The sequence below is a fragment of the Xanthomonas sp. Leaf148 genome, assembly GCF_001423585.1.
Taxonomy (GTDB): domain Bacteria; phylum Pseudomonadota; class Gammaproteobacteria; order Xanthomonadales; family Xanthomonadaceae; genus Xanthomonas.
In genome coordinates this window covers 26,918-45,297 of sequence record NZ_LMOP01000013.1, presented here as the reverse complement: position 1 = coordinate 45,297, position 18,380 = coordinate 26,918, and the positions used below count along the sequence as shown (strand labels likewise).

General features: G+C 64.2%; 16 protein-coding genes and 5 tRNA genes. 10 read left to right on the top strand and 11 right to left on the bottom strand.

Going from position 1 to position 18,380, the window contains the following annotated elements; all coding sequences use genetic code 11:
• Positions 1-62 precede the first annotated feature (62 nt).
• The 6 genes from ASF90_RS19600 (at position 63) to ASF90_RS19570 (ending at position 2,126) form a co-directional block, all read left to right on the top strand.
• Positions 63-464: a c-type cytochrome gene (locus ASF90_RS19600; RefSeq protein ID WP_055854124.1), complete on the top strand. Its 402-nt coding sequence runs from the start codon at positions 63-65 to the stop codon at positions 462-464.
• Positions 465-472: 8 nt separating this feature from the next.
• Positions 473-934, top strand: coding sequence for a cytochrome c (locus ASF90_RS19595; protein ID WP_055854122.1), 462 nt, complete (start codon positions 473-475; stop codon positions 932-934).
• 101 nt (positions 935-1,035) lie between these two features.
• Positions 1,036-1,111 (top strand) — tRNA-Ala (locus ASF90_RS19590).
• A 47-nt stretch (positions 1,112-1,158) separates the two neighbouring features.
• Positions 1,159-1,234 (top strand) — tRNA-Glu (locus ASF90_RS19585).
• 693 nt (positions 1,235-1,927) lie between these two features.
• Positions 1,928-2,003, top strand: a tRNA-Ala gene (locus tag ASF90_RS19575).
• 47 nt (positions 2,004-2,050) lie between these two features.
• Positions 2,051-2,126: transfer RNA gene (locus ASF90_RS19570), tRNA-Glu, on the top strand.
• Positions 2,127-2,352: 226 nt separating this feature from the next.
• Here the strand turns inward: ASF90_RS19570 and ASF90_RS23690 are convergent.
• The gene (locus ASF90_RS23690; RefSeq protein WP_115560002.1) at positions 2,353-2,529 is read right to left on the bottom strand and encodes a hypothetical protein; all 177 of its coding nucleotides are present in this window, start codon (positions 2,527-2,529) and stop codon (positions 2,353-2,355) included.
• 332 nt (positions 2,530-2,861) lie between these two features.
• Positions 2,862-2,948, bottom strand: a tRNA-Leu gene (locus ASF90_RS19565).
• A gap of 139 nt (positions 2,949-3,087) precedes the next feature.
• On the opposite strand from ASF90_RS19565, the gene ASF90_RS19560 reads away from it, so the two are divergent.
• On the top strand, positions 3,088-3,468 hold the full coding sequence (locus ASF90_RS19560) for a response regulator (protein ID WP_055854118.1): 381 nt from the start codon (positions 3,088-3,090) through the stop codon (positions 3,466-3,468).
• A gap of 98 nt (positions 3,469-3,566) precedes the next feature.
• Positions 3,567-7,337: a PAS domain S-box protein gene (locus tag ASF90_RS19555; RefSeq protein ID WP_055854114.1), complete on the top strand. Its 3,771-nt coding sequence runs from the start codon at positions 3,567-3,569 to the stop codon at positions 7,335-7,337.
• A gap of 556 nt (positions 7,338-7,893) precedes the next feature.
• On the opposite strand, the gene ASF90_RS19550 is transcribed toward ASF90_RS19555, so the two are convergent.
• Together ASF90_RS19550 and ASF90_RS19545 are read right to left on the bottom strand one after the other, a co-directional pair.
• Positions 7,894-10,257: a Tex family protein gene (locus ASF90_RS19550; RefSeq protein ID WP_055854110.1), complete on the bottom strand. Its 2,364-nt coding sequence runs from the start codon at positions 10,255-10,257 to the stop codon at positions 7,894-7,896.
• Between the two features lie 103 nt (positions 10,258-10,360).
• A complete protein-coding gene (locus ASF90_RS19545) occupies positions 10,361-10,588 on the bottom strand; it encodes a hypothetical protein (RefSeq protein ID WP_055854106.1) in 228 nt (75 codons plus the stop codon).
• A 190-nt stretch (positions 10,589-10,778) separates the two neighbouring features.
• Between ASF90_RS19545 and ASF90_RS19540 the strand changes: the two genes are divergently transcribed.
• Positions 10,779-11,990, top strand: coding sequence for an FAD-dependent oxidoreductase (locus tag ASF90_RS19540; RefSeq protein WP_055854103.1), 1,212 nt, complete (start codon positions 10,779-10,781; stop codon positions 11,988-11,990).
• 174 nt (positions 11,991-12,164) lie between these two features.
• Here ASF90_RS19540 and ASF90_RS19535 read toward each other — a convergent pair whose 3' ends face one another.
• The 5 genes from ASF90_RS19535 to ASF90_RS19515 form a co-directional block, all read right to left on the bottom strand.
• Positions 12,165-12,620 (bottom strand): hypothetical protein, encoded by a 456-nt coding sequence (locus ASF90_RS19535; RefSeq protein WP_193552594.1) that lies wholly within the window; start codon positions 12,618-12,620, stop codon positions 12,165-12,167.
• Positions 12,621-12,625: 5 nt separating this feature from the next.
• Entirely contained in the window at positions 12,626-12,823 is a 198-nt protein-coding gene (locus ASF90_RS19530) for a PspC domain-containing protein (protein ID WP_055854095.1), read from the bottom strand.
• 110 nt (positions 12,824-12,933) lie between these two features.
• A complete protein-coding gene (locus ASF90_RS19525) occupies positions 12,934-14,010 on the bottom strand; it encodes a class III poly(R)-hydroxyalkanoic acid synthase subunit PhaC (RefSeq protein WP_055854090.1) in 1,077 nt (358 codons plus the stop codon).
• The gene (gene phaE / locus ASF90_RS19520; RefSeq protein WP_055854087.1) at positions 14,007-15,218 is read right to left on the bottom strand and encodes a class III poly(R)-hydroxyalkanoic acid synthase subunit PhaE; all 1,212 of its coding nucleotides are present in this window, start codon (positions 15,216-15,218) and stop codon (positions 14,007-14,009) included. The genes ASF90_RS19525 and phaE overlap by 4 nt, the downstream gene beginning before the upstream one ends.
• Positions 15,219-15,273: 55 nt before the next feature.
• Complete coding sequence (locus ASF90_RS19515) at positions 15,274-15,888, bottom strand: CDP-alcohol phosphatidyltransferase family protein (protein ID WP_055854083.1); 615 nt, start codon at positions 15,886-15,888, stop codon at positions 15,274-15,276.
• Between the two features lie 131 nt (positions 15,889-16,019).
• Here ASF90_RS19515 and ASF90_RS19510 point away from each other — a divergent pair, with 131 nt between their 5' ends.
• Positions 16,020-16,778: a 3-hydroxybutyrate dehydrogenase gene (locus tag ASF90_RS19510; RefSeq protein WP_055854080.1), complete on the top strand. Its 759-nt coding sequence runs from the start codon at positions 16,020-16,022 to the stop codon at positions 16,776-16,778.
• A 237-nt stretch (positions 16,779-17,015) separates the two neighbouring features.
• Here ASF90_RS19510 and ASF90_RS19505 read toward each other — a convergent pair whose 3' ends face one another.
• Complete coding sequence (locus ASF90_RS19505; RefSeq protein ID WP_055854076.1) at positions 17,016-17,504, bottom strand: 8-oxo-dGTP diphosphatase; 489 nt, start codon at positions 17,502-17,504, stop codon at positions 17,016-17,018.
• 217 nt (positions 17,505-17,721) lie between these two features.
• Positions 17,722-18,231, bottom strand: a complete 510-nt coding sequence (locus ASF90_RS19500) for a DUF1249 domain-containing protein (protein ID WP_055854072.1) — start codon at positions 18,229-18,231, stop codon at positions 17,722-17,724.
• Positions 18,232-18,380: the final 149 nt, after the last annotated feature.

The following is an 18,380-nucleotide window of genomic DNA, read 5'->3' as shown; positions in this document are numbered from 1 at the left end:
CGGTCCGGTTCCGTCACGCCCCCACCGTGCGGACGCTCAATCAGTCTTCCGGATACGAAACCATGCGCCCGCAGCCGCTCGCCGCTTGTCTCGCTCTGGTCGTCTTCCTGCCGTTTGGGGGCGCATCAGCGACACCGTCAGTCACGCCAGCAGTACCGGCCACGCCGGCGCCTGCCGCCGCCGCACCTGCTGCCGCCGCGCCCGCAGCGCCGACCGGCAATCCCTCCAATGGCCGCCTGCTGGCGTATACCTGCCAGGGCTGCCACGGCTTGACCGGCTACAAGAACGCCTACCCCAGTTACCGCGTGCCCAAGATCGGCGGCCAGTCCAGTCAGTATCTGACCCAAGCGCTGACCGAATACCGCCAGGGCAAGCGTAAACACCCGACCATGCAGGCGCAGGCGCAGAGTTTCTCCGAGCAGGACATCGCCGACATCTCCGCCTTCCTGTCCACCCTCAAATAAGCGCCCACATGCCGAACGCCCTGCACGCTCCGCGTCTAGCCATCGTCCTGGTCGCTGCCCTGATGATGGCGGCCTGCTCTCAATCCCAGGTCGAATCCACCGATCACTCCGCCGGCGATGCCGGCCATGCCAGCGGCGAGCACGGCTCTGGCTCCTCTGCCGGCTTGCCCACCGGTCGCGCCGAGGCTGGCGACAAACTTGCGCATACCAAAGGCAAGGCCACCGGCCAGAGCTGCGTGGATTGCCACGGTGCCGATGGCAATGCGCCGATCGACCCCAGCTATCCCAAGCTTGGCGGCCAGTACGGCGACTATCTTGCGCACGCGCTGCAGGCCTATCGCAGTGGCGACCGCCAGCACCCGCTGATGACCGCGCAAGCTACTGCATTGAGTGATCAGGACATCGCCGACCTCGCCGCATATTTCGGTGCCCGGCCGACGCAGCTGCGCGATCTGCACGGCGTCAAGTGAGTTTCAGGCAGCGCTGCCGAGCGCACGCGCTGTCTCAATCGGAATGAAAAAGCGCTTGCGCGAACATTAACGGGTCGCTATCATTTCGTTCTCAGTTTCGTGGGGCCATAGCTCAGCTGGGAGAGCGCCTGCATGGCATGCAGGAGGTCGGCGGTTCGATCCCGCCTGGCTCCACCATCTCAGACATTAGGCCGTCTGAAATGACAACTCAGGTTTTGATCTGCGTCCCCATCGTCTAGAGGCCTAGGACACCACCCTTTCACGGTGGACACCGGGGTTCGAATCCCCGTGGGGACGCCAATCATCCAAAAGCCCTGGCTCTGCCGGGGCTTTTTTTTGCCTGTTTTTTGCAGTGATGAGCGCTTGCGCTGTGTCTCGGCAGCAGCCTCGCTGCCGCCATGGAAGCGTCAAAAAAATTCGAGTGCCGTCGCGTTGCGCACGGCTTCGAATGTGCATCGACACCGTCGGCGACCTGCCGAGCGAGGGCTCACTGGAACCGGCCTGCGCGAGCGTGGCGCAGGCGCCATGCGCAAGCAGTCGCGTCGATCACGCGTCCGCATCGTCCGCATGGTCAGCGGCGACCCAAGCGCGGCATCGAGTGCAATGTGCGGTCGCGCAACGAACGCCGCGCACACCATGGACGTGGAGCATTGGTCGCTGAGGTCGGCTGCACCGTCGGTTGCGAATGCAGGCGCTCGATGCTGCTGATCACGATGTTGATGATTGAAGGCAGCGCGTCGATGCTGCGGTCCATGCACTAATGCGAAACGACATCCGCAACACTTACCTACTCCGCAACGACGACGAACCATCCAGTCCATCGGATTGATCGCAAGGTCCCTCGCGAGAAGAGACGTATTGATTGGCTGCATGCGCAACTTCGTGCTGATCACGCAATCCAGATCGATGCCCCGAAGCACCGGAGATCTTTTTTGCACAGACCGCTTCCCAAAGCCGTCTTCAGTCGCTATGATTGCCGGCTCGCAGCAACGCGGGGCCATAGCTCAGCTGGGAGAGCGCCTGCATGGCATGCAGGAGGTCGGCGGTTCGATCCCGCCTGGCTCCACCACTTCAGACATTAGGCCGTCTGGAATGGACAACGAGGTTTTGATACGCGTCCCCATCGTCTAGAGGCCTAGGACACCACCCTTTCACGGTGGACACCGGGGTTCGAATCCCCGTGGGGACGCCAATCATCCAAAAGCCCCGGCTCTGCCGGGGCTTTTTTTTATGCATGTTTGGGGCGCTCAGCAGTGATGCCGAATACCGCCCGGTCGAAGCGAAGTATTCGATCTCTGCAAGCGTTGGATTACCACGCAGATGCAACCCGCGTGTGGCGCACCCGGCCATGAGGATGCGATGTCGATCGAGCTGTCACAGGCACACACGCATCGCCACACAACACCTGCATCACAAGATCAGGCCTGTCCGTCGTCCAGCGCCTTGCGACCCTCGTGGGTCAGATCGATATCGCCGTCTTCGGCTTGCGCGGCATACCCTGCACGCACCGCCCAATTTGCCTCCTCGTCGGACACCGGCTTGGTGTCGCGGATGTCGCGAAGAATGCGCAACTGCTGCGAAGCATCAAAATCCATGGTGGCTACCTATTTGAAGTAAAGGTCCACGGTACCGACCGGGCGTGATGGTTGCGTGCCTGCAACGCCAACCGAGACCGCAGTTGCGTAGGGAACAAACGCATCTTTAGCCAAGCATGGCCAAGGCGATCGCACGATGCGCGAAACCGACGACATGCAGCGCGATGACCTGAGAACAAGCGAACGACGCCTGCTGCGCGCAAACGCACCGCGATCACGCACATCGGACGTCGCGCTGTCACCAATCCGCAGCACTGCCGCGGCACAACAACACATAGCAAAAAGCCCCACCGGATTGCGCCGGAAGGGCTTTCGCTGTTACTGCAACATCTTGGTGCCGAAGGTGGGACTCGAACCCACACGCTTTTAAGGGCGGCGGATTTTGAGTCCGCTGCGTCTACCGATTCCGCCACTTCGGCGTGGCCGCGTAGTATAGCGGCTTGCGAATGAAACGAACAGTGTCAGGATGCTCCTGACGAATTCAGCTGCAAGCGGCGTCGGCAACACCGTGGTCGACCAGCCTCGATATACTGGCCGACTTAAGTGAAGGAGTAAGCAATGTCGGTGCTGCGTGGAGTTCGGGTACTCGTGGTCGAAAACGATGACATGAATGCCATGCTGCTCGAGTTGCAGCTCGTCCACGCGGGTGCGGCTGTGGTCGGCCCTGTCGGCGAGGTGCAGGATGCCCTGCAGTTGATCCAGGCCGATGCGCCGGATATCGCCGTGCTGGACTATCGCCTGGGCAATGGTCAGACCAGCGAGCCGGTTGCCCGTCTGCTCTCGCAGCGCGGCATTCCCTTTGTGCTGGCCACCGGCGTTGCCAGCGGCAGCATTCCCACCGGCTTCGAACGCGGCGTCATTCTGACCAAGCCTTATCTCTCCGAAGAATTGGTCGGCGCCTTGTCGCGTGCCCGGCAGATGAGCAGTGCCAGCAGCTGATGCCATGGCTCGCCACCTGACCGGTTGTCGGCGGTTTGGTTGCCACCTGAGCGCTTGTCACTAGAATCAAGCATCCAAGATCTGCAGGTGGTTGCTGGATGGAAAGTGCCGTGTCGCCGTTTGCCGGCCTGTTGCCGGAGACGAGCGAAACTGCAGCATTGGTACTGGCGTCCACATGCGTCGCCGACCCGCTGCTCTGCGCCAGTCAGGCGCTGCGTACCGCGCTGTCGGTGTGCCTGCACGCACAACACCCGATGCTATTGGTCTGGGGCGAGCACGCATGCTGCATCTACAACGACGCCTGCATCGCGTCATTGGGCGAAAGACACCCTGCTGCGTTCGGCCAGCCGGTTGCCGAGCTGACGCGCGCCGACTTGGCTGGCGGTCTGCCGGGCGATGCGCTTACTGCAATGGATCTGTCGACCTGGTCGTGCAGTCCGATCCTGGACGCCGGCAGGCAGGTGGGCGCGTTGTATGTAGCTGCTGTGCACGCACGTGGTGCGCGCGACCAGCGTAGCGACGCCATGTCGCTTGCGGCGCCGCCCGCGCTCGACCAGTCGCCGGCCTTCATGGCCGTGCTGCGTGGGCCCGACTACATCATCGAGAGCGTCAACCAACGCTTCCACGATCTTGTCGGCGAGCGTCCCCTGCTGGGCCGTCCCTTGCTGGAGGCGATGCCGGAGATCGCCGATCAAGGCTATCTCGGCCTGCTCGACGAAGTCCGTCGTAGCGGCCAGCCGTTCATCGGCGAATCGATGACCGCCTATCTGCAGCGCACACCCGGCAGCACGCTCGACGAAACCTTCGTCGACTTTCTGTACCAGCCGATGCGCGACAGCGATGGTCGCGTCGATGCAATTCTGGTGCACGGGTTCGATGTCACTGCGCAGCGACGCGTCGAGACTCGCGACAGTTTTCTGCTGATGCTCGAAGACGCCTTGCAGCATGTCTCCGATCCACGGCACGTCATCGACACCAGCGTGCGCTTGCTCGGCGAACACCTGCAGGCCAATCGCTGTGCGTTCGGACTGGCGGCCGAAGATGGCAGCATCATGCATGTGATCAGCGACCATGTGCAGGACATGCCGAGCCTGCAAGGCGACTTCCCGATGGAAGTGGCCCAAGGCCTGCGCGATGCACTGCTGGCCAACCGGCCCTGGTTCACCACCGATGCGATGGCACCGGGTGCGCCGGACTATGTGGCCGAGCAGTATCGCCACTCCGGCCTGCGTGCGTCGTTGGCGATACCGCTGCATAAACATGGCCGGCTGGTCGCGGCAATCGGCGTGCACCAACGCGCACCGCGACGCTGGTTGTCGACCGAGATCGAGCTGGTGCGGCTGGTGGCGGCGCGCTGTTGGGAATCGATGCAGCGGGCCAAGGCGCAGCAACAACTGGCCGCCAGCGAAGCGCGTCTGCGCCGGCTTGCCGACACCTTGCCGCAGATCATCTTCATCGCCGGTCCCGATGGCCAGCTGCACTACTTCAATCAACGCTGGTACGAATACACCGGGCTGGATCCGGGCAACAACGAAGGCGCCGCGTGGCATCGGGCCCACACCGCAGATGGTCTGCAGCTGTCCGTGCAGGCATGGCAGGATGCATTGCTCGACGAGCGCGCTTACGAGATCGAATGCGAATTGCTGCGCCACGACGGCCAGGCGCGTTGGCATCTGGCACGCGCCCTGCCCGTCCGCGGCGACGACGGCTGCATCAGCGAGTGGATCGGCACATATACCGACATCCATGATCGCCGCACCTTTGAGCACCGTTTGCGTGAGAGCGAAATCCGTTTTCGTGCGCTGTGCGAGACGGTTCCCGCGATGATCTGGATGTCCGACGCGCAAGGCGATTGCGTGTACTGGAACCCACGCTGGTACGACTTCACCGGACAAGCCGAAGATCAGGCGCTGGATCAGGGCTGGTGGGATGTGATGCATCCGGACGATGCCGGCCGCGTGCGGTTGGCCTTCGAACAGGCGCTGGAACGGCGCGGCGAATTTTTAGCCGAATACCGGGTGCGTCGCCACGACGGCCAGTACCGTTGGTGTATCGATAACGCCTCGCCGCATTTCGCCAGCGATGGACGTTTTCTCGGGCATATCGGCTCGCTCACCGATATCTCCGAACGCAAGCATATCGAAGATGCCACCGCGTCCGACCGCGCGATCCTGAGCCTGATCACCACCGGCGCGCCGTTACCGGTGGTGCTGGATGCGATCGCATTGAGCGTGGAGGCGCGCGGTGAGATTGGGCTGTATTGCTCGGTGATGGTGCTGGACGAGGTGCGGCATACCTTGAGCTTCGGCTCGGCGCCGCACTTCCCGCTTGCGTATCACGGCAACTTCGAGCCAGCGCCGATCGGCCCGGATGGGCCGCCTTGTTCGCGCGCCGCACATCTTGGCCGGCAAGTCATCTGTGCCGATCTCCAGGCCGATCCAAGCTTCGGCCCTCATCATGCCGTTTCGGCGCTGCTCGGAATCGCGGCGTGCTGTGTAACGCCGATCTTGTCCAGCGACGGCCAGGTGCTGGGCACGCTCAACATCTACTACGACCGCCCGTATCTGCCCTCGCTGCGCGAACAAGCGATGGCGCGCTCTGCATCGCACCTGGCCGGTATTGTGATCGAGCGGACGCGCGTGGATGCCAAGCTCACGTTGTCGCTGCAGGCGGAAACCACTGCGCGCGGTCAGGCCGAACACGCCAGCCGGGTCAAGGACGAATTTTTGGCCACGCTCAGCCACGAATTGCGCACGCCGCTCAATGCGATCCTGGGCTGGTCGCGACTGATGCAAGCGCAGACCTTCGCGCCGGAGAATCTGGGTAAAGGCCTGGTCATCATCGAGCGCAGTGCGCGTGCGCAGACGCAGATCATCGACGACCTGCTGGATATGAGCGCGATCCTGTCCGGCAAGATCCGTCTGCAGGCCGAGCATTTCGACATTGCCGGGCTGGCGCGCAGCACGCTGGAGCTGATGCAGCCGGCCGCGCTGGCGCGCGAGATCGCCCTGGAACTGGACGCGCCGGCCGGCAGCGAATTGTGGTTTTTCGGCGATGCCGGGCGCTTGCAGCAGGTGCTCACCAACCTGCTCAGCAATGCGCTCAAGTTCAGCGCGCCGGGCGGCAGCGTACGGGTGGGATTGGACGTTGAGGAAGGACGTCTGCGGCTGTGCGTGCAGGACAGCGGGATCGGCATCGCGCCGGAGTTCCTGCCCCACGTCTTCGATCGGTTTCGGCAGGCAGATGCCGGCACCACGCGGCGTGTTGGCGGGCTGGGGCTGGGCTTGTCGATCTCGCGTCAGCTGGTGGATCTGCATGGCGGCAGCCTTGGGGCCTCCAGCGCCGGCGAAGGCCAGGGTGCGGTGTTTACAATCGTGCTGCCGTTCCAGCACGGGGTCAGTGGTCTGCGCCCGCCATCGGAGGATTCGAGCCAACCTGGGCGACTTCCGGCCGATTGCAATGGGCGGCTGGACGGCGTGCGTGTGCTGTTGGTCGACGACGATCAGGATTCGCGCGAAGCGGTGATGCAGTTCCTGATGCTTGCCGGCGCGCAGGTGCAGGCGGCCGGCTCGGTGGATGCAGCCGAGCACTATCTGGCTACTTCGGCGTTCGATGTGCTGGTCAGCGATATCGCGATGCCGCTGCGCGATGGCTACGATCTGATCCGCACGGTGCGCACCGGTCGCTTCGATCTGCCACGGCATATCCCGGCAATCGCGCTCACTGCCTACGTGCACGAAGAGGACCGTGACCGTGCCGTGGCGGCCGGCTTCGATGCGCATATGGGCAAGCCGGTGGAGCCGCCAGGGCTGGTCGATCTGATCGAACGCTTGGTGGTGCCGATGCGCGCGGTGCCGGGAGCGGCGTGAGATCGCCCGACAGCGGCTGATAAAAGCAATGCAGGCAAGGAGCAGGAAGAATCCCAACGCCCCGATCGCGAATGCAGACTTCTTGCAGGAGCGCAGCGTCTGACACCCCGGCACGTTTCAATTGCCGCCCGACTGCATTCCAGACTGCATCCGCACAACGGGATTCGAGTCGTCGCGTCGCTTGTGAGATGCAGTCAAAAGCTCAGATGGTCGAGCCTCGACGATTGCGGGACACGCTCATGGAGGCTCTGTGGCGGCATCCATGCCGCCGCAGGGTCCAGCAATCGGCCAGGACACCACACCAACCTGTGAGTCGGCTGCGTTGTTGAAAACATGCACACCGACCATTTCGACTGGTCATTGCCCGCCCACCGTCGCGGGACCTTATGCGGCATGGATGCCGCATAAGAGCCGACAAGGACGTACTTGCGGCGTGTCCCGCGATGGCGGGCGGGCAACGGCCCTGCTGTAACGTTGCAAAGCAGTCGCTCTACAACTGATCTGCAACGTTGCTGCCCAATCACTCAAAGACAGTCGCCGCGCCAGGCAGCATGACTCAGCTGCGCTTGGCGCGCGCGAACGCCGCGGCCAGTGCGTTATCGGCCGGTGGCGCAGTGGTCCGCGGCTTGCTGTTGCCGGGTGCCGGCCCACGTCCGCCGCCGTCGCGACGGCCCTGCCCCGGCCCGCCACTGCCGCGTGCATCGCGCGACTGCGCCGTGCCATCTGCCGCCGGCGGCGTGTCGGACAGGCGGCAGGTCAGTGCGATGCGCTTACGCGGCACGTCCACTTCCAGCACCTTGACCTTGACGATATCGCCGGCCTTGACCACATCGCGCGGATCCTTGACGAAGGTGTCCGACAACGCGGAGATGTGCACCAACCCATCCTGATGCACGCCGATATCGACGAAGGCGCCGAACGCGGCCACATTGCTGACTACGCCTTCCAGCACCATGCCCGGCTTGAGGTGCTTGATGTCCTCGATGCCGTCGGCAAATTGCGCAGCCTTGAACTCAGGACGCGGGTCGCGGCCGGGTTTTTCCATCTCTTTCAGGATGTCGCGCACGGTCGGCACACCGAACTGCGCATCGGTAAACAGCTCCGGCTTCAAGCCGCGCAGGAAACTGCCATCGCCCAGCAACGCCTTGATCGGCTTGCCGGTGTTGGCGACGATGCGCTCGACCACCGGATAGGCTTCCGGATGCACGGCCGACACATCCAGCGGCTCGTCGCCATCGGCAATGCGCAAAAAACCGGCGCATTGTTCGAAAGTCTTGTCGCCCAGGCGCGGCACCTTGAGCAGATCCTTGCGACGCTTGAACGGGCCATTGTCGTCGCGATGGCGCACAATGTTTTCCGCGACCGTGCCGGACAGACCCGATACGCGCGACAGCAGCGCGGCCGAGGCGGTGTTGACGTAGACGCCAACGGCGTTGACGCAGTCTTCCACGCGCGCCTCCAGCGCCTTGGCCAGGCGGTACTGATCCACGTCGTGCTGGTACTGGCCCACGCCGATTGCCTTGGGCTCGATCTTGACCAACTCGGCCAGCGGGTCCTGCAAGCGCCGTGCGATCGACACCGCGCCGCGCAGCGAGACGTCCAGCTCCGGGAATTCCTTGGCGGCAAACTCGGACGCCGAATACACCGACGCCCCCGCTTCGCTGACCACGACCTTCTGCAACTTGGTCGCCCCGCACAGCGCGATCGCCTCACCGGCCAGCTTGTCGGTTTCGCGGCTGGCGGTGCCGTTGCCGATCGCGATCAGCTCCACGTTGTGCTGCATGCACAATTTTTTGATCGTCTGCAGCGATTGGTCCCACTGCCGCTTGGGCTCGTGCGGGTAGATCGTCTCGGTCGCCACCAGCTTGCCGGTGGCATCGACCACGGCGATCTTGCAGCCGGTGCGGATGCCCGGGTCCAGCCCCAGCACCACGCGCGGGCCGGCCGGCGCGGCCAGCATCAGGTCCTTGAGATTGTCGCCGAACACCGCAATCGCTTCGGCCTCGGCCTTCTCGCGGGCCTGGTTGAACAGGTCCAGCAGCAGGTGCATGTGCAACTTGGCGCGCCAGGTCAGCCGGCACGCGTCCAGCAACCAGCGGTCGGCCGGGCGACCCTGGTTGGAAATGCCGGCACTGCGCGCCACCCGGCCTTCGGCGTACTGATGCCCGGCTTCGGCATCGCTGCCCGGGTCGAGGTCGAGATAGAGAAATTCTTCGCGGCGCGCGCGGAACAGCGCCAGCAAGCGGTGCGACGGAATTTTCGCCAGCGCTTCGGCATGGTCGAAGTAATCGCGGTACTTGGCACCGGCCTCTTCCTTGCCCTCGGCGACGCGCGCGCGGATCACGCCGTTATCGTTGAGCCAGCTACGCAACTCGCCAACCAGCGCGGCATCTTCGCCCCAGCGCTCCATCAGGATGGCGCGGGCGCCTTCCAGCGCGGCCTTGATGTCGGCAACACCCTTCTCGGCGTCGATGAAGGCGGCGGCAGCCACCTCCGGCGCCTGCGTCGGGTCGGCCAGCAGGCCATCGGCCAATGGCTCCAGCCCGGCTTCGCGCGCGATCTGCGCACGCGTGCGGCGCTTGGGCTTGTAAGGCAGATACAGATCTTCCAGCCGCGACTTGGTGTCGGCAGCGGCGATCTCGTTGCGCAGTTCGTCGCTGAGTTTGCCTTGTTCGCCAATGCTGGACAGGATCGCCGCACGCCGGTCTTCCAGCTCGCGCAGATAGGTCAGGCGCGTTTCCAGGTTACGCAGCTGGGTATCGTCCAGGCCGCCGGTGACTTCTTTTCGGTAGCGGGCGATGAACGGCACGCTGGCGCCTTCGTCGAGAAGCGCGATGGCGGCGCGCGCCTGGGCGGGTTGGGCACCGATCTCGTCGGCGATGGTGCGAGCGATCTGCTGGGCAAGCTGGCTGTCGTGCATGGCGGCGCGGAATAAACCGCTTCACTGAAAAAAAGCATTTTCGCAGTGTGGGCGCGCGACGGAAACCCGTTGACAGCGCCGCCGTAAACCTATGCCGCCGCGCTCAGCTGGCGCGGTGCGCGTAATGGGTGGCGGCGCGCTCGACCAGAATGCTTTCGTGCATGGATTCCAGGGCCATGACACGGATCTTGCCGACGTTCTTCAGCGGCACCATGCGTTCCACATAGATCTCCGGGCCGGCGTCAGTCATTGCCCGCGACTTGCTGAACCCGTAAGGCACAACACCCTTGTCGCCATCTTTGCTGCCACCGACGTACAGGACAATCGACATGCCACACCCTTTTGCTGCTGTTGTTGCGTTGGAGGCGCGAGCATAACGAGCGCGTCGTGAGGAGCTTTCCACGCACGTTAACGCCGGCTGTTTGCGGTTTAGTGACGGCCTCAAGACCTGACGCACCTCACGAGTGCTTCACCCTGCTTGGTCGTCCAATCTCCGTCCACCCGCTTTCTCACGACATCGCATGGACCTCAAAAGTGGCTACCCGTTCTGGTCGATCCGTAATGGATTGATGCGCGCCTATCCACGCCTGGAGCAAGACACCCAGGCCGAGGTCGTCATCGTGGGCGGCGGCGTGACTGCCGCGCTGATCGCGCACGAATTGCTGCGCAATGGCCATGAGGTGGTGGTGGTCGAACAACGCGAGATCGGCTGGGGCAGTACCTCGGCCAGCACTGCACTGCTGCAATACGAAATCGATACGCCAATGATCGATCTGGCCAAACAACACGGCATGCCGGCAGCCGCGCTCGCTTACGGCGCCTGTGCGCAGGCTATCGTCGACCTGCAGGACCTGTGCGACAGCCTGGGTGGCTGCGACTTCACCCGCCAGGACAGCCTCTACTACGCCAGCCGTGCGCGCGATCTGAAAGACCTGCGGCGCGAGCTCGACGCACGCCAGACCCATCAGCTACCGGTGGAGTGGATCGAGCGCGAGCCGCTCTGGCACGACTACGGCGTGCGCTCCGACGGCGCCATCCTCAGCCGCCTGGCCGCCAGCGTCGACCCGTATCGGCTGTGCTATCGCCTATTCGCCGAATGCGAGCAGTACGGCGGACGCATCTTCGATCGCACTACGATCGCGACCATTGTCCCGCACGATCAGCACGTGGAATTACGTACTCAAGAAGGCGTCGTCGTGCGCGCCAAGCACGTGATCATGGCCGCAGGCTATGGCAACCAGCAGTGGCTGTCGCAGCGTGTGGCACGTAATCGCAGCAGCTATGCGTTCGTGACCGACCCGCTGCACGACAGCGAGATCGGTGCGCTCAAGCACACCATGATGTGGGAGACCGCACGCCCGTATCTGTACCTACGCAGCACACCCGATGGCCGTGTGGTGGCCGGCGGTGAGGACGACAACGTGGACATCCCGGCGCGCCGCGATGCGCGCGTGGAAAGCAAATTGAAGACGCTGCTGAAGAAGATCGGCAAGACCATGCCGGACGTGCGTCTGCGCCCGGTGTTTTCGTGGGGCGGCACGTTTGCCGAAACCGCCGACGGCCTGCCGTTCTTCGGCGCGCATGCCGAACAAGGCACGCGCGTCTTGTTTGCAATGGCCTACGGCGGCAACGGCATCACCTATAGCGCGATCGGTGCCGGGCTGCTGCGTGCGCAATTGGAAGGTAAGCCGCACCCGCTGTCGGACCTGTTCGGGTTCTCGCGACTGGATTGAGGGCGATTGCCTTCTTGCGATGCAGTCGCCGAGCAGGCGCTGCTGCCACTAAGCGCGGCTGACAAAGCATAGCGAACAGTCTTCAGGCCGGCGTGGACTGCGCCATCACAAACGGGGTGTACGCGTACACCGAGCACCGGATGCGTCAGCCCCGCAGTGAGCGCAGGAACGTGGTTAGCCGCTCCAGGTCGATGGCCACCACGGCCACCAGCCATGCCCATGCATCGCATACGCATCGGCCGCCCGCTCCAGCGGGTTGCGCACATGGATGCCGCCGCACATCAGATACACCGGCAGGAACAGCGGCCCGAGCAACATGTATTGATACACATGTGCGCGCTCGTGATCGCCCAGACGCACCGGCGGATGCTCGCAACGGCCGGCCGCGTGTGCATAGGTGCTGCATTGCAGATCCAGCGATGCGCCCTTGAGCAGGATCACATTACCCAAGGTCATCGCCCCGCCCGGCCCCCAGGGCCAGGCATGAAAGACAAACGCGAGCTCATGACGGGACCAGCGCGGGCGGGCGCCAAAACAACTGCCAATGGCGCCGATCAACAGGCCAAGCGCGGTGTTGGGCAGCGTCCACAACGCGCCAAGCGCCAACACAGCCGATGGCGCGCGCCGCAACGGCCTCAATCGGCCTGCGCGGGGATCAGCAGCCACAGGATCAGATAGACCAGGATGCCGGGAAACGCGGCCGAGGCGATCGAGACGATCACGAACAGAACGCGCAGCAAGGTGGAGCTCCATCCGAAGCGGCGCGCAATCCCGCCGACAACACCGGCGATCATGCGGTCATTGAGAGAACGGGACAGTGCAGTGGTGGCCATGAAAACGCTCCTTCAAACGTAGCAAGCAGTCTAAAAAGCCGGGCAGCAGCGGGCCGTGATGGGTGGCGGCATGCGGTCGCACGCAGGCCTGCGCGGTTGCATGCGGCGCATCAGGCGATGCGGTCGCGCTCCTGCAGCCAGCGATGGATCGCCACCGGCACCTCGCGCTGGGCACGTCCGGACACGTAGATCCCGATATGTCCGCCGCGAAAACTCAGTTCGCTGTAATCCTTGCTGCCCACCAGCCCACGCAAGGCGCGCGAGGCATCCGGTGGCACCAGATGATCGTGTTCGGCATAGATATTGAGCACCGGCATATCGACGTCCTGCAGATCCACCGCCTGCCCGCCGATGCTCACTTGGCCGGTGACCAGCCCATTGCGTTGGTAGAACAAGGTCACGAACTCGCGGAACGCCTCGCCCGCCAGATCCGGCGAATCAAAGATCCACTTTTCCATGCGCAAGAAGTCTTCCAGCGCCTGCTTGTCGTCGAGGATGTCCAGCAAGCCGACGTACTTCTGCAAATTAAGCCGGAACGGCTTGAGCATCAGGTAACTGGCGTTCATCAGATCCGCCGGCACGTTGCCCATGGTGTCCACGAACAGATCCACATCGACCATGCGCGCCCAGTTGGACAGCATGTTGTCGGGAGTGTGGAAATCCACCGGCGTGACCATGGTGATGAGGTTGCGCACCTTGTGCCGTTGCAGCGCGGCGTAGCACAACGAAAAGGTGCCGCCCTGGCAGATGCCGAGCACGTCCACCGCCTCCAGCCCCGATTGCGCACGCAGGTGATCCACCGCGCCATCGATGTAGCGCAGCAGATAGTCTTCGAGCGTGAGATAGCGCTCGGAGCGGTCCGGGTAGCCCCAGTCCAGCACGTAGACATCCTGGCCGTGACTCAACAGGCCCTTGACCAGCGAACGGTCGGCCTGCAGGTCCACCATGTACGGACGATTGACCAACGCATACACGATCAGCAGCGGCGTCTTGGCCACCGGCGCCTGCTCGCCGACAAAGCGATACAGCACCACCTTGCCGTCGCGCCAGATTTCTTCGCGTTCGGTGACGCCATAGTCAACGTCTTCCACACCGGGCAGCAGTTTCAGGCCTTCGCGCAGCTTGCGTTGCAGCGACAGGGTTTCCTGCATCAGGTCTTCGGCACTGAATCCCAACGGCCCTTTCATGCCTTGGCTCCACGTGGGGTGCGTGCGACCGGCTTACTGCCGGACGCCTTGCCGGACGACGGTTTCGATGCGGCTTTCGCTGTGGCGGTCTTTTTCACCGCAGGTGTTGCAGCTGCGGTCTTCTTGGGCGCAGATTTTTTGGCCGCGGTCTTTTTTACTGCAGCGGTTGCCGCGGCCGGCTTGCGCGCAGCGGCGGCGTTGGGCGGCGCTGCACGTTTGGGCGGAGACGACGCCTGCGGATCAGCGGTGGTGTCCTCGGCCGGCTTTTCAGCCGCCTTGGTGCTGGTGCTGGTACCGGCGGCGGTGCGCAGCATCCGGCGCACCGCGCGCTCCAGTTCTGCGATACGGCGATGCGCGGCATCCATCTCCGAACGCGTCGGCATCCCGAAACGTTCGCTGAGCTGTTCGACCTCCTCCTGCAAGGCCGCGCGCAAGCGCATGTGCGCGTTGGCGAACCCGCCATACACGTCGCGAAACCGATCCGACAACGCCACATCGGCATAGGACTCTTCGGCCGCCTCGATCCACAGATCGAACAAGGCGCGCGCACTGGTCAGCTGGCTGCCGCTGCTTTCGTGCTCGCTCAGCTTGGTGGTGAAACGGGTGAAGGCCTGCTCGATCGCTGCCTTGAGTTGCTCGCCGTAGGCCTGCGATTGCGCCTGATAGTCCTGTTGCGCGCGCGCCAGTTTCTGCAGGCGCGCCTGATGATTGCGGTTCAACCCGAAGGCCGGCATGTCCAACCACGGCGCGTTTTCTTCGCGCCATTTGCCCAGCGCCTGCGCCGCCTGCTGCAGCCACGGGTCGAAGCCGCCGGGGCTGCCGCCGCGCAGCGAGCCCAGCGTCCACTGCATCAGTTGCTCGCCCTGCCCCTGCACGGCGCGGCGCCAGGCATCGGAGACTTCGTTGGCGGAGGTGTCGCGGCCGGCGAACTGCCCGGCCACCTGCTGCATGGTGCCGAACCAGCCGCCAGCCTGGGTGCGGAAGCGGTCGATGGCTTCCTGCGCCTGCGGCGCGGCCTGGGTGGGCAGCAGCTGCGACCACCAGTCCACTGCCTTTCTCCAGTCCTGCGGGGCATCGCCGCCGGACGCCGGCGGTGGCTGCGCAGCGGAGCCAGACTGGCCGTGGCGCATGGCGTCTCCCCAGGCCGCCCAATACTGGCGTGCCTTGTCCTCGACGTTGCCGTTGTCCGAACCGCTGCTTGCCATCATTCCCTCCTGTGACGATCCACCGAGCCATCCTACCGCGTGTAACCAGGCGTGCCGCTCAGGGCTTGGGGATCCGCAACGTCTTGCTGATCATCAGCGAGCCGGAGACGGCAAACAGCAGCACCAGCGGGTGGAACTGCCACGGCCCGAGCTGCCACTGGCCCCACCACAGGGCGTCGCCGATATGCCCGCTGCTGGCGGCGACCGCGAGCAGGATCACCAGCACCAGACTGGTCGGAATCGGGGTGCCTTCGAAGTACGGCACCTTGTCGGCTTCGCCGGCGATCTCTTCGGCCGTCACGTTGTACCGCGCCAGCCGGCTCACGCCGCAGCAGACGAAATAGCTCAGCACCAGCCAATCCCAGCCGCCACGCATGCCGCAGGCATAACCCAACGCCGCCGGCGCCACGCCGAACGAAATTACGTCGGCCAGCGAATCCAGCTCGCGGCCCAGGGTGGAAGACGCCTTGCGCCAACGCGCGACGTGCCCGTCCAGCGCATCGAACACGAACGCCAACGGGATCAGCGCCATACCCAGCAACAGGTCCCCGCTGTGCCCTTCCTGCAGGAACCGCATCGCTGCGAATACTGCGCCGGTGCCGCAGAAGGCATTGGCCAGCGTGAACCAGTCCGCAAGTTGGAAATCGCGCAGCATCGAAAAATGGCGTTTCATGCGAAACCTGATCAGAGCGAGGCGCAAAGGGTAACGCGCGCGCGCCGTGCAGGCGACCGTTTACCCGTCCTCCGCTAGGCTGGCGATCAGCGTGGCCGCTCCCGGCTGCGCACCACAGTGAAGGACACCCGATGCGCAGCATCCTGATCACCGGCGCGGGCAGCGGCATTGGCGCCGGCATCGCCACCCATCTGGCAAGCGACGGCCACCATCTGCTGGTCAGCGACATGGACCAGGCCGCCGCCGAGCACACGGCCCAGCGCGTGCGCGATGCTGGCGGCTCGGCCGAAGCACTGGTGCTGGATGTCACCGACGACGACAGCATTGCGCACGCGCTGGCCGGCGCCTCGCAGCCGCCGCAAGTGCTGGTGAACAATGCCGGCCTGCAGCAGGTCGCCGCGCTGGAAGATTTCCCGATGCAGCGCTGGGCGCTGTTGGTCGACGTCATGTTGACCGGCGCAGCACGACTCAGCCGTGCCGTGCTGCCGGGCATGCGCGCGGCAGGCTATGGACGCATCGTCAATATCGGCAGCATCCACTCGCTGGTCGCCAGCCCCTACAAGAGCGCGTATGTGGCCGCCAAGCATGGCCTGGTCGGCCTGGCCAAGGTGATCGCACTGGAAACTGCCGACTGCGACATTACCGTCAACACGCTGTGCCCCAGCTATGTGCGCACGCCACTGGTGGAGCGCCAGATCGCCGACCAGGCGCGCGCGCGCGGCATTGCCGAAGAGGCGGTGGTCCGCGATGTGATGCTCAAGCCGATGCCCAAGGGCGCCTTCATCGAGTACGACGAGCTGGCCGGCACGGTGGCGTTCCTGATGTCGCATGCGGCACGCAACATCACCGGGCAATCCATCGCCATCGATGGTGGCTGGACCGCCCAATAATTGCACTGGCGAAATTTTGACCAGCCTGCGCGAGCGCGTTGCGCCGCAGGCGGCTTGCGGACTTGTCCACAGACTTTCGCAGCGTCCATCCACAGGGGATGTGGAAAACTGTGCGGGCAATCTCGCTTGACTGATTGCGGAGATGGCCGACGCCACGAGTGAGCCGGATAAGTGCAACTTGGCATGCCGGCGGCCCGGAGCGCGGCGCCGGCGCGACGCGACCCGCACGCCAGCCGATCAGACCCGCGAATAGCTCCACGATTGCATGCGCCCGTCGCGATACGGCATCACCCCATGGAAAGGGCGCGGGTCGCCATCGAACACCAGCGGCAGGAAGTTGCGGTCGCCCTCCCACATCGGCACCTGGTCCATCTGCGCGAGAGGCACCCACTCCAGCGTGCCTTCGGGATTGGAGGTGTGCGGTGTGCCATCGAAGCTGCGGATCAGGAACACGAAGCCCAACCAGTCCTCGCCGTGCTTGCCGAACCCGGGCCAGCTGATGGTGCCGCGCAATTGCATGTCGCCGCACGCGACGCCGGCTTCTTCGCGAATCTCGCGGCGCATGCAGGCCAGCACGTCTTCGTCCGGCTCCACCTTGCCACCGAGCCCGTTGTACTTGCCCAGATGTTGATCGCCGGGACGGGCATTGCGGTGGATCATCAGCACCTGCGTGCCGTCCGGCGACAACAGATAGCCAAGCGTGGCGACAATCGGGGTATAGGGCATGGCGCGCGATCTGCAACGAAGCGCATCAGTATGACCGATGACATGCGTCTGCCGTGGTGACAAACGGTGATTGGGCGCTATGCGGTCGTGCCTTGAACGACTCCGGTGAACGGTGCGCCAAGCCATCGGCAGATTCCACCCGCATGCCGGTCACTGGCCATTTCCGGCTAACAGCAGCGCTCGCTAACGATGCGCACGCGCCATCTGCTTACTGCACTTAACCGACAACCACCCGCGAGCTGGGCCGAGGCGGCGCAACGTAGTCGGTGTCCAGCCGCAAGGTGGCAACCCCATGGCCGCGTTCGGCCAGGTACTCCAGCCACTTGCCCAGGAAGGTGTTCATGCGCATGCGGTGACTGATCAGCTCGGCCGGCGGCGGGAACATCCCCATCACGTCCTGCCAGCGACGGCCCACATAACAATGCGTGGTCTCGGCCTGACGCGCATCGCGGTACAGACGCACATACGCAGACGGATCCGGCTCACCGGTCACCGGGTCGCACAGGTCGTAGGTCAGGCGCAGTTCGACGGTGTAGCGATGGCATTCGATCACATCCAGCCGCAGGTTCAGCCCATCGCCGATCGACGACACGTACGAGCCAGGCGCCAGATCGGCCGGCGCGAACAACCGGGTGAGATGCTGGAAGTTTTCTGCGTACAACCCCATCAGCCAACCGAACCGGCTCAGACGGGGGATGATCTCGAGTTTGCTCAATGCTTGGGCCATGCACCGATCCTACACGCTGCGCTGCCGCACGGGCAGCATTGACGAGGGCCCAATGGCAGGCCTACCTTGGCGGAGCCCTGCCCCGCCCGCTTGATTTTTCTTGGGCTGCTGGCACGTCGCCAGCCGCGTCGCGGCAGCCCCCGGACTGT

Bases quoted from the DNA above. Each gene is read 5' to 3' on its own strand.
- ASF90_RS19515 (WP_055854083.1), bottom strand. From the start codon at position 15,888: ATGAAACGCCATTTTTCGATGCTGCGCGATTTCCAACTTGCGGACTGG.
- ASF90_RS19540 (WP_055854103.1), top strand. From the start codon at position 10,779: ATGGACCTCAAAAGTGGCTACCCGTTCTGGTCGATCCGTAATGGATTG.
- ASF90_RS19505 (WP_055854076.1), bottom strand. From the start codon at position 17,504: ATGCCCTATACCCCGATTGTCGCCACGCTTGGCTATCTGTTGTCGCCG.
- ASF90_RS19530 (WP_055854095.1), bottom strand. From the start codon at position 12,823: ATGGCCACCACTGCACTGTCCCGTTCTCTCAATGACCGCATGATCGCC.
- phaE (WP_055854087.1), bottom strand. From the start codon at position 15,218: ATGATGGCAAGCAGCGGTTCGGACAACGGCAACGTCGAGGACAAGGCA.
- ASF90_RS19560 (WP_055854118.1), top strand. From the start codon at position 3,088: ATGTCGGTGCTGCGTGGAGTTCGGGTACTCGTGGTCGAAAACGATGAC.
- ASF90_RS19595 (WP_055854122.1), top strand. From the start codon at position 473: ATGCCGAACGCCCTGCACGCTCCGCGTCTAGCCATCGTCCTGGTCGCT.
- ASF90_RS19555 (WP_055854114.1), top strand. From the start codon at position 3,567: ATGGAAAGTGCCGTGTCGCCGTTTGCCGGCCTGTTGCCGGAGACGAGC.
- ASF90_RS23690 (WP_115560002.1), bottom strand. From the start codon at position 2,529: ATGGATTTTGATGCTTCGCAGCAGTTGCGCATTCTTCGCGACATCCGC.
- ASF90_RS19545 (WP_055854106.1), bottom strand. From the start codon at position 10,588: ATGTCGATTGTCCTGTACGTCGGTGGCAGCAAAGATGGCGACAAGGGT.
- ASF90_RS19500 (WP_055854072.1), bottom strand. From the start codon at position 18,231: ATGGCCCAAGCATTGAGCAAACTCGAGATCATCCCCCGTCTGAGCCGG.
- ASF90_RS19550 (WP_055854110.1), bottom strand. From the start codon at position 10,257: ATGCACGACAGCCAGCTTGCCCAGCAGATCGCTCGCACCATCGCCGAC.
- ASF90_RS19510 (WP_055854080.1), top strand. From the start codon at position 16,020: ATGCGCAGCATCCTGATCACCGGCGCGGGCAGCGGCATTGGCGCCGGC.
- ASF90_RS19600 (WP_055854124.1), top strand. From the start codon at position 63: ATGCGCCCGCAGCCGCTCGCCGCTTGTCTCGCTCTGGTCGTCTTCCTG.
- ASF90_RS19525 (WP_055854090.1), bottom strand. From the start codon at position 14,010: ATGAAAGGGCCGTTGGGATTCAGTGCCGAAGACCTGATGCAGGAAACC.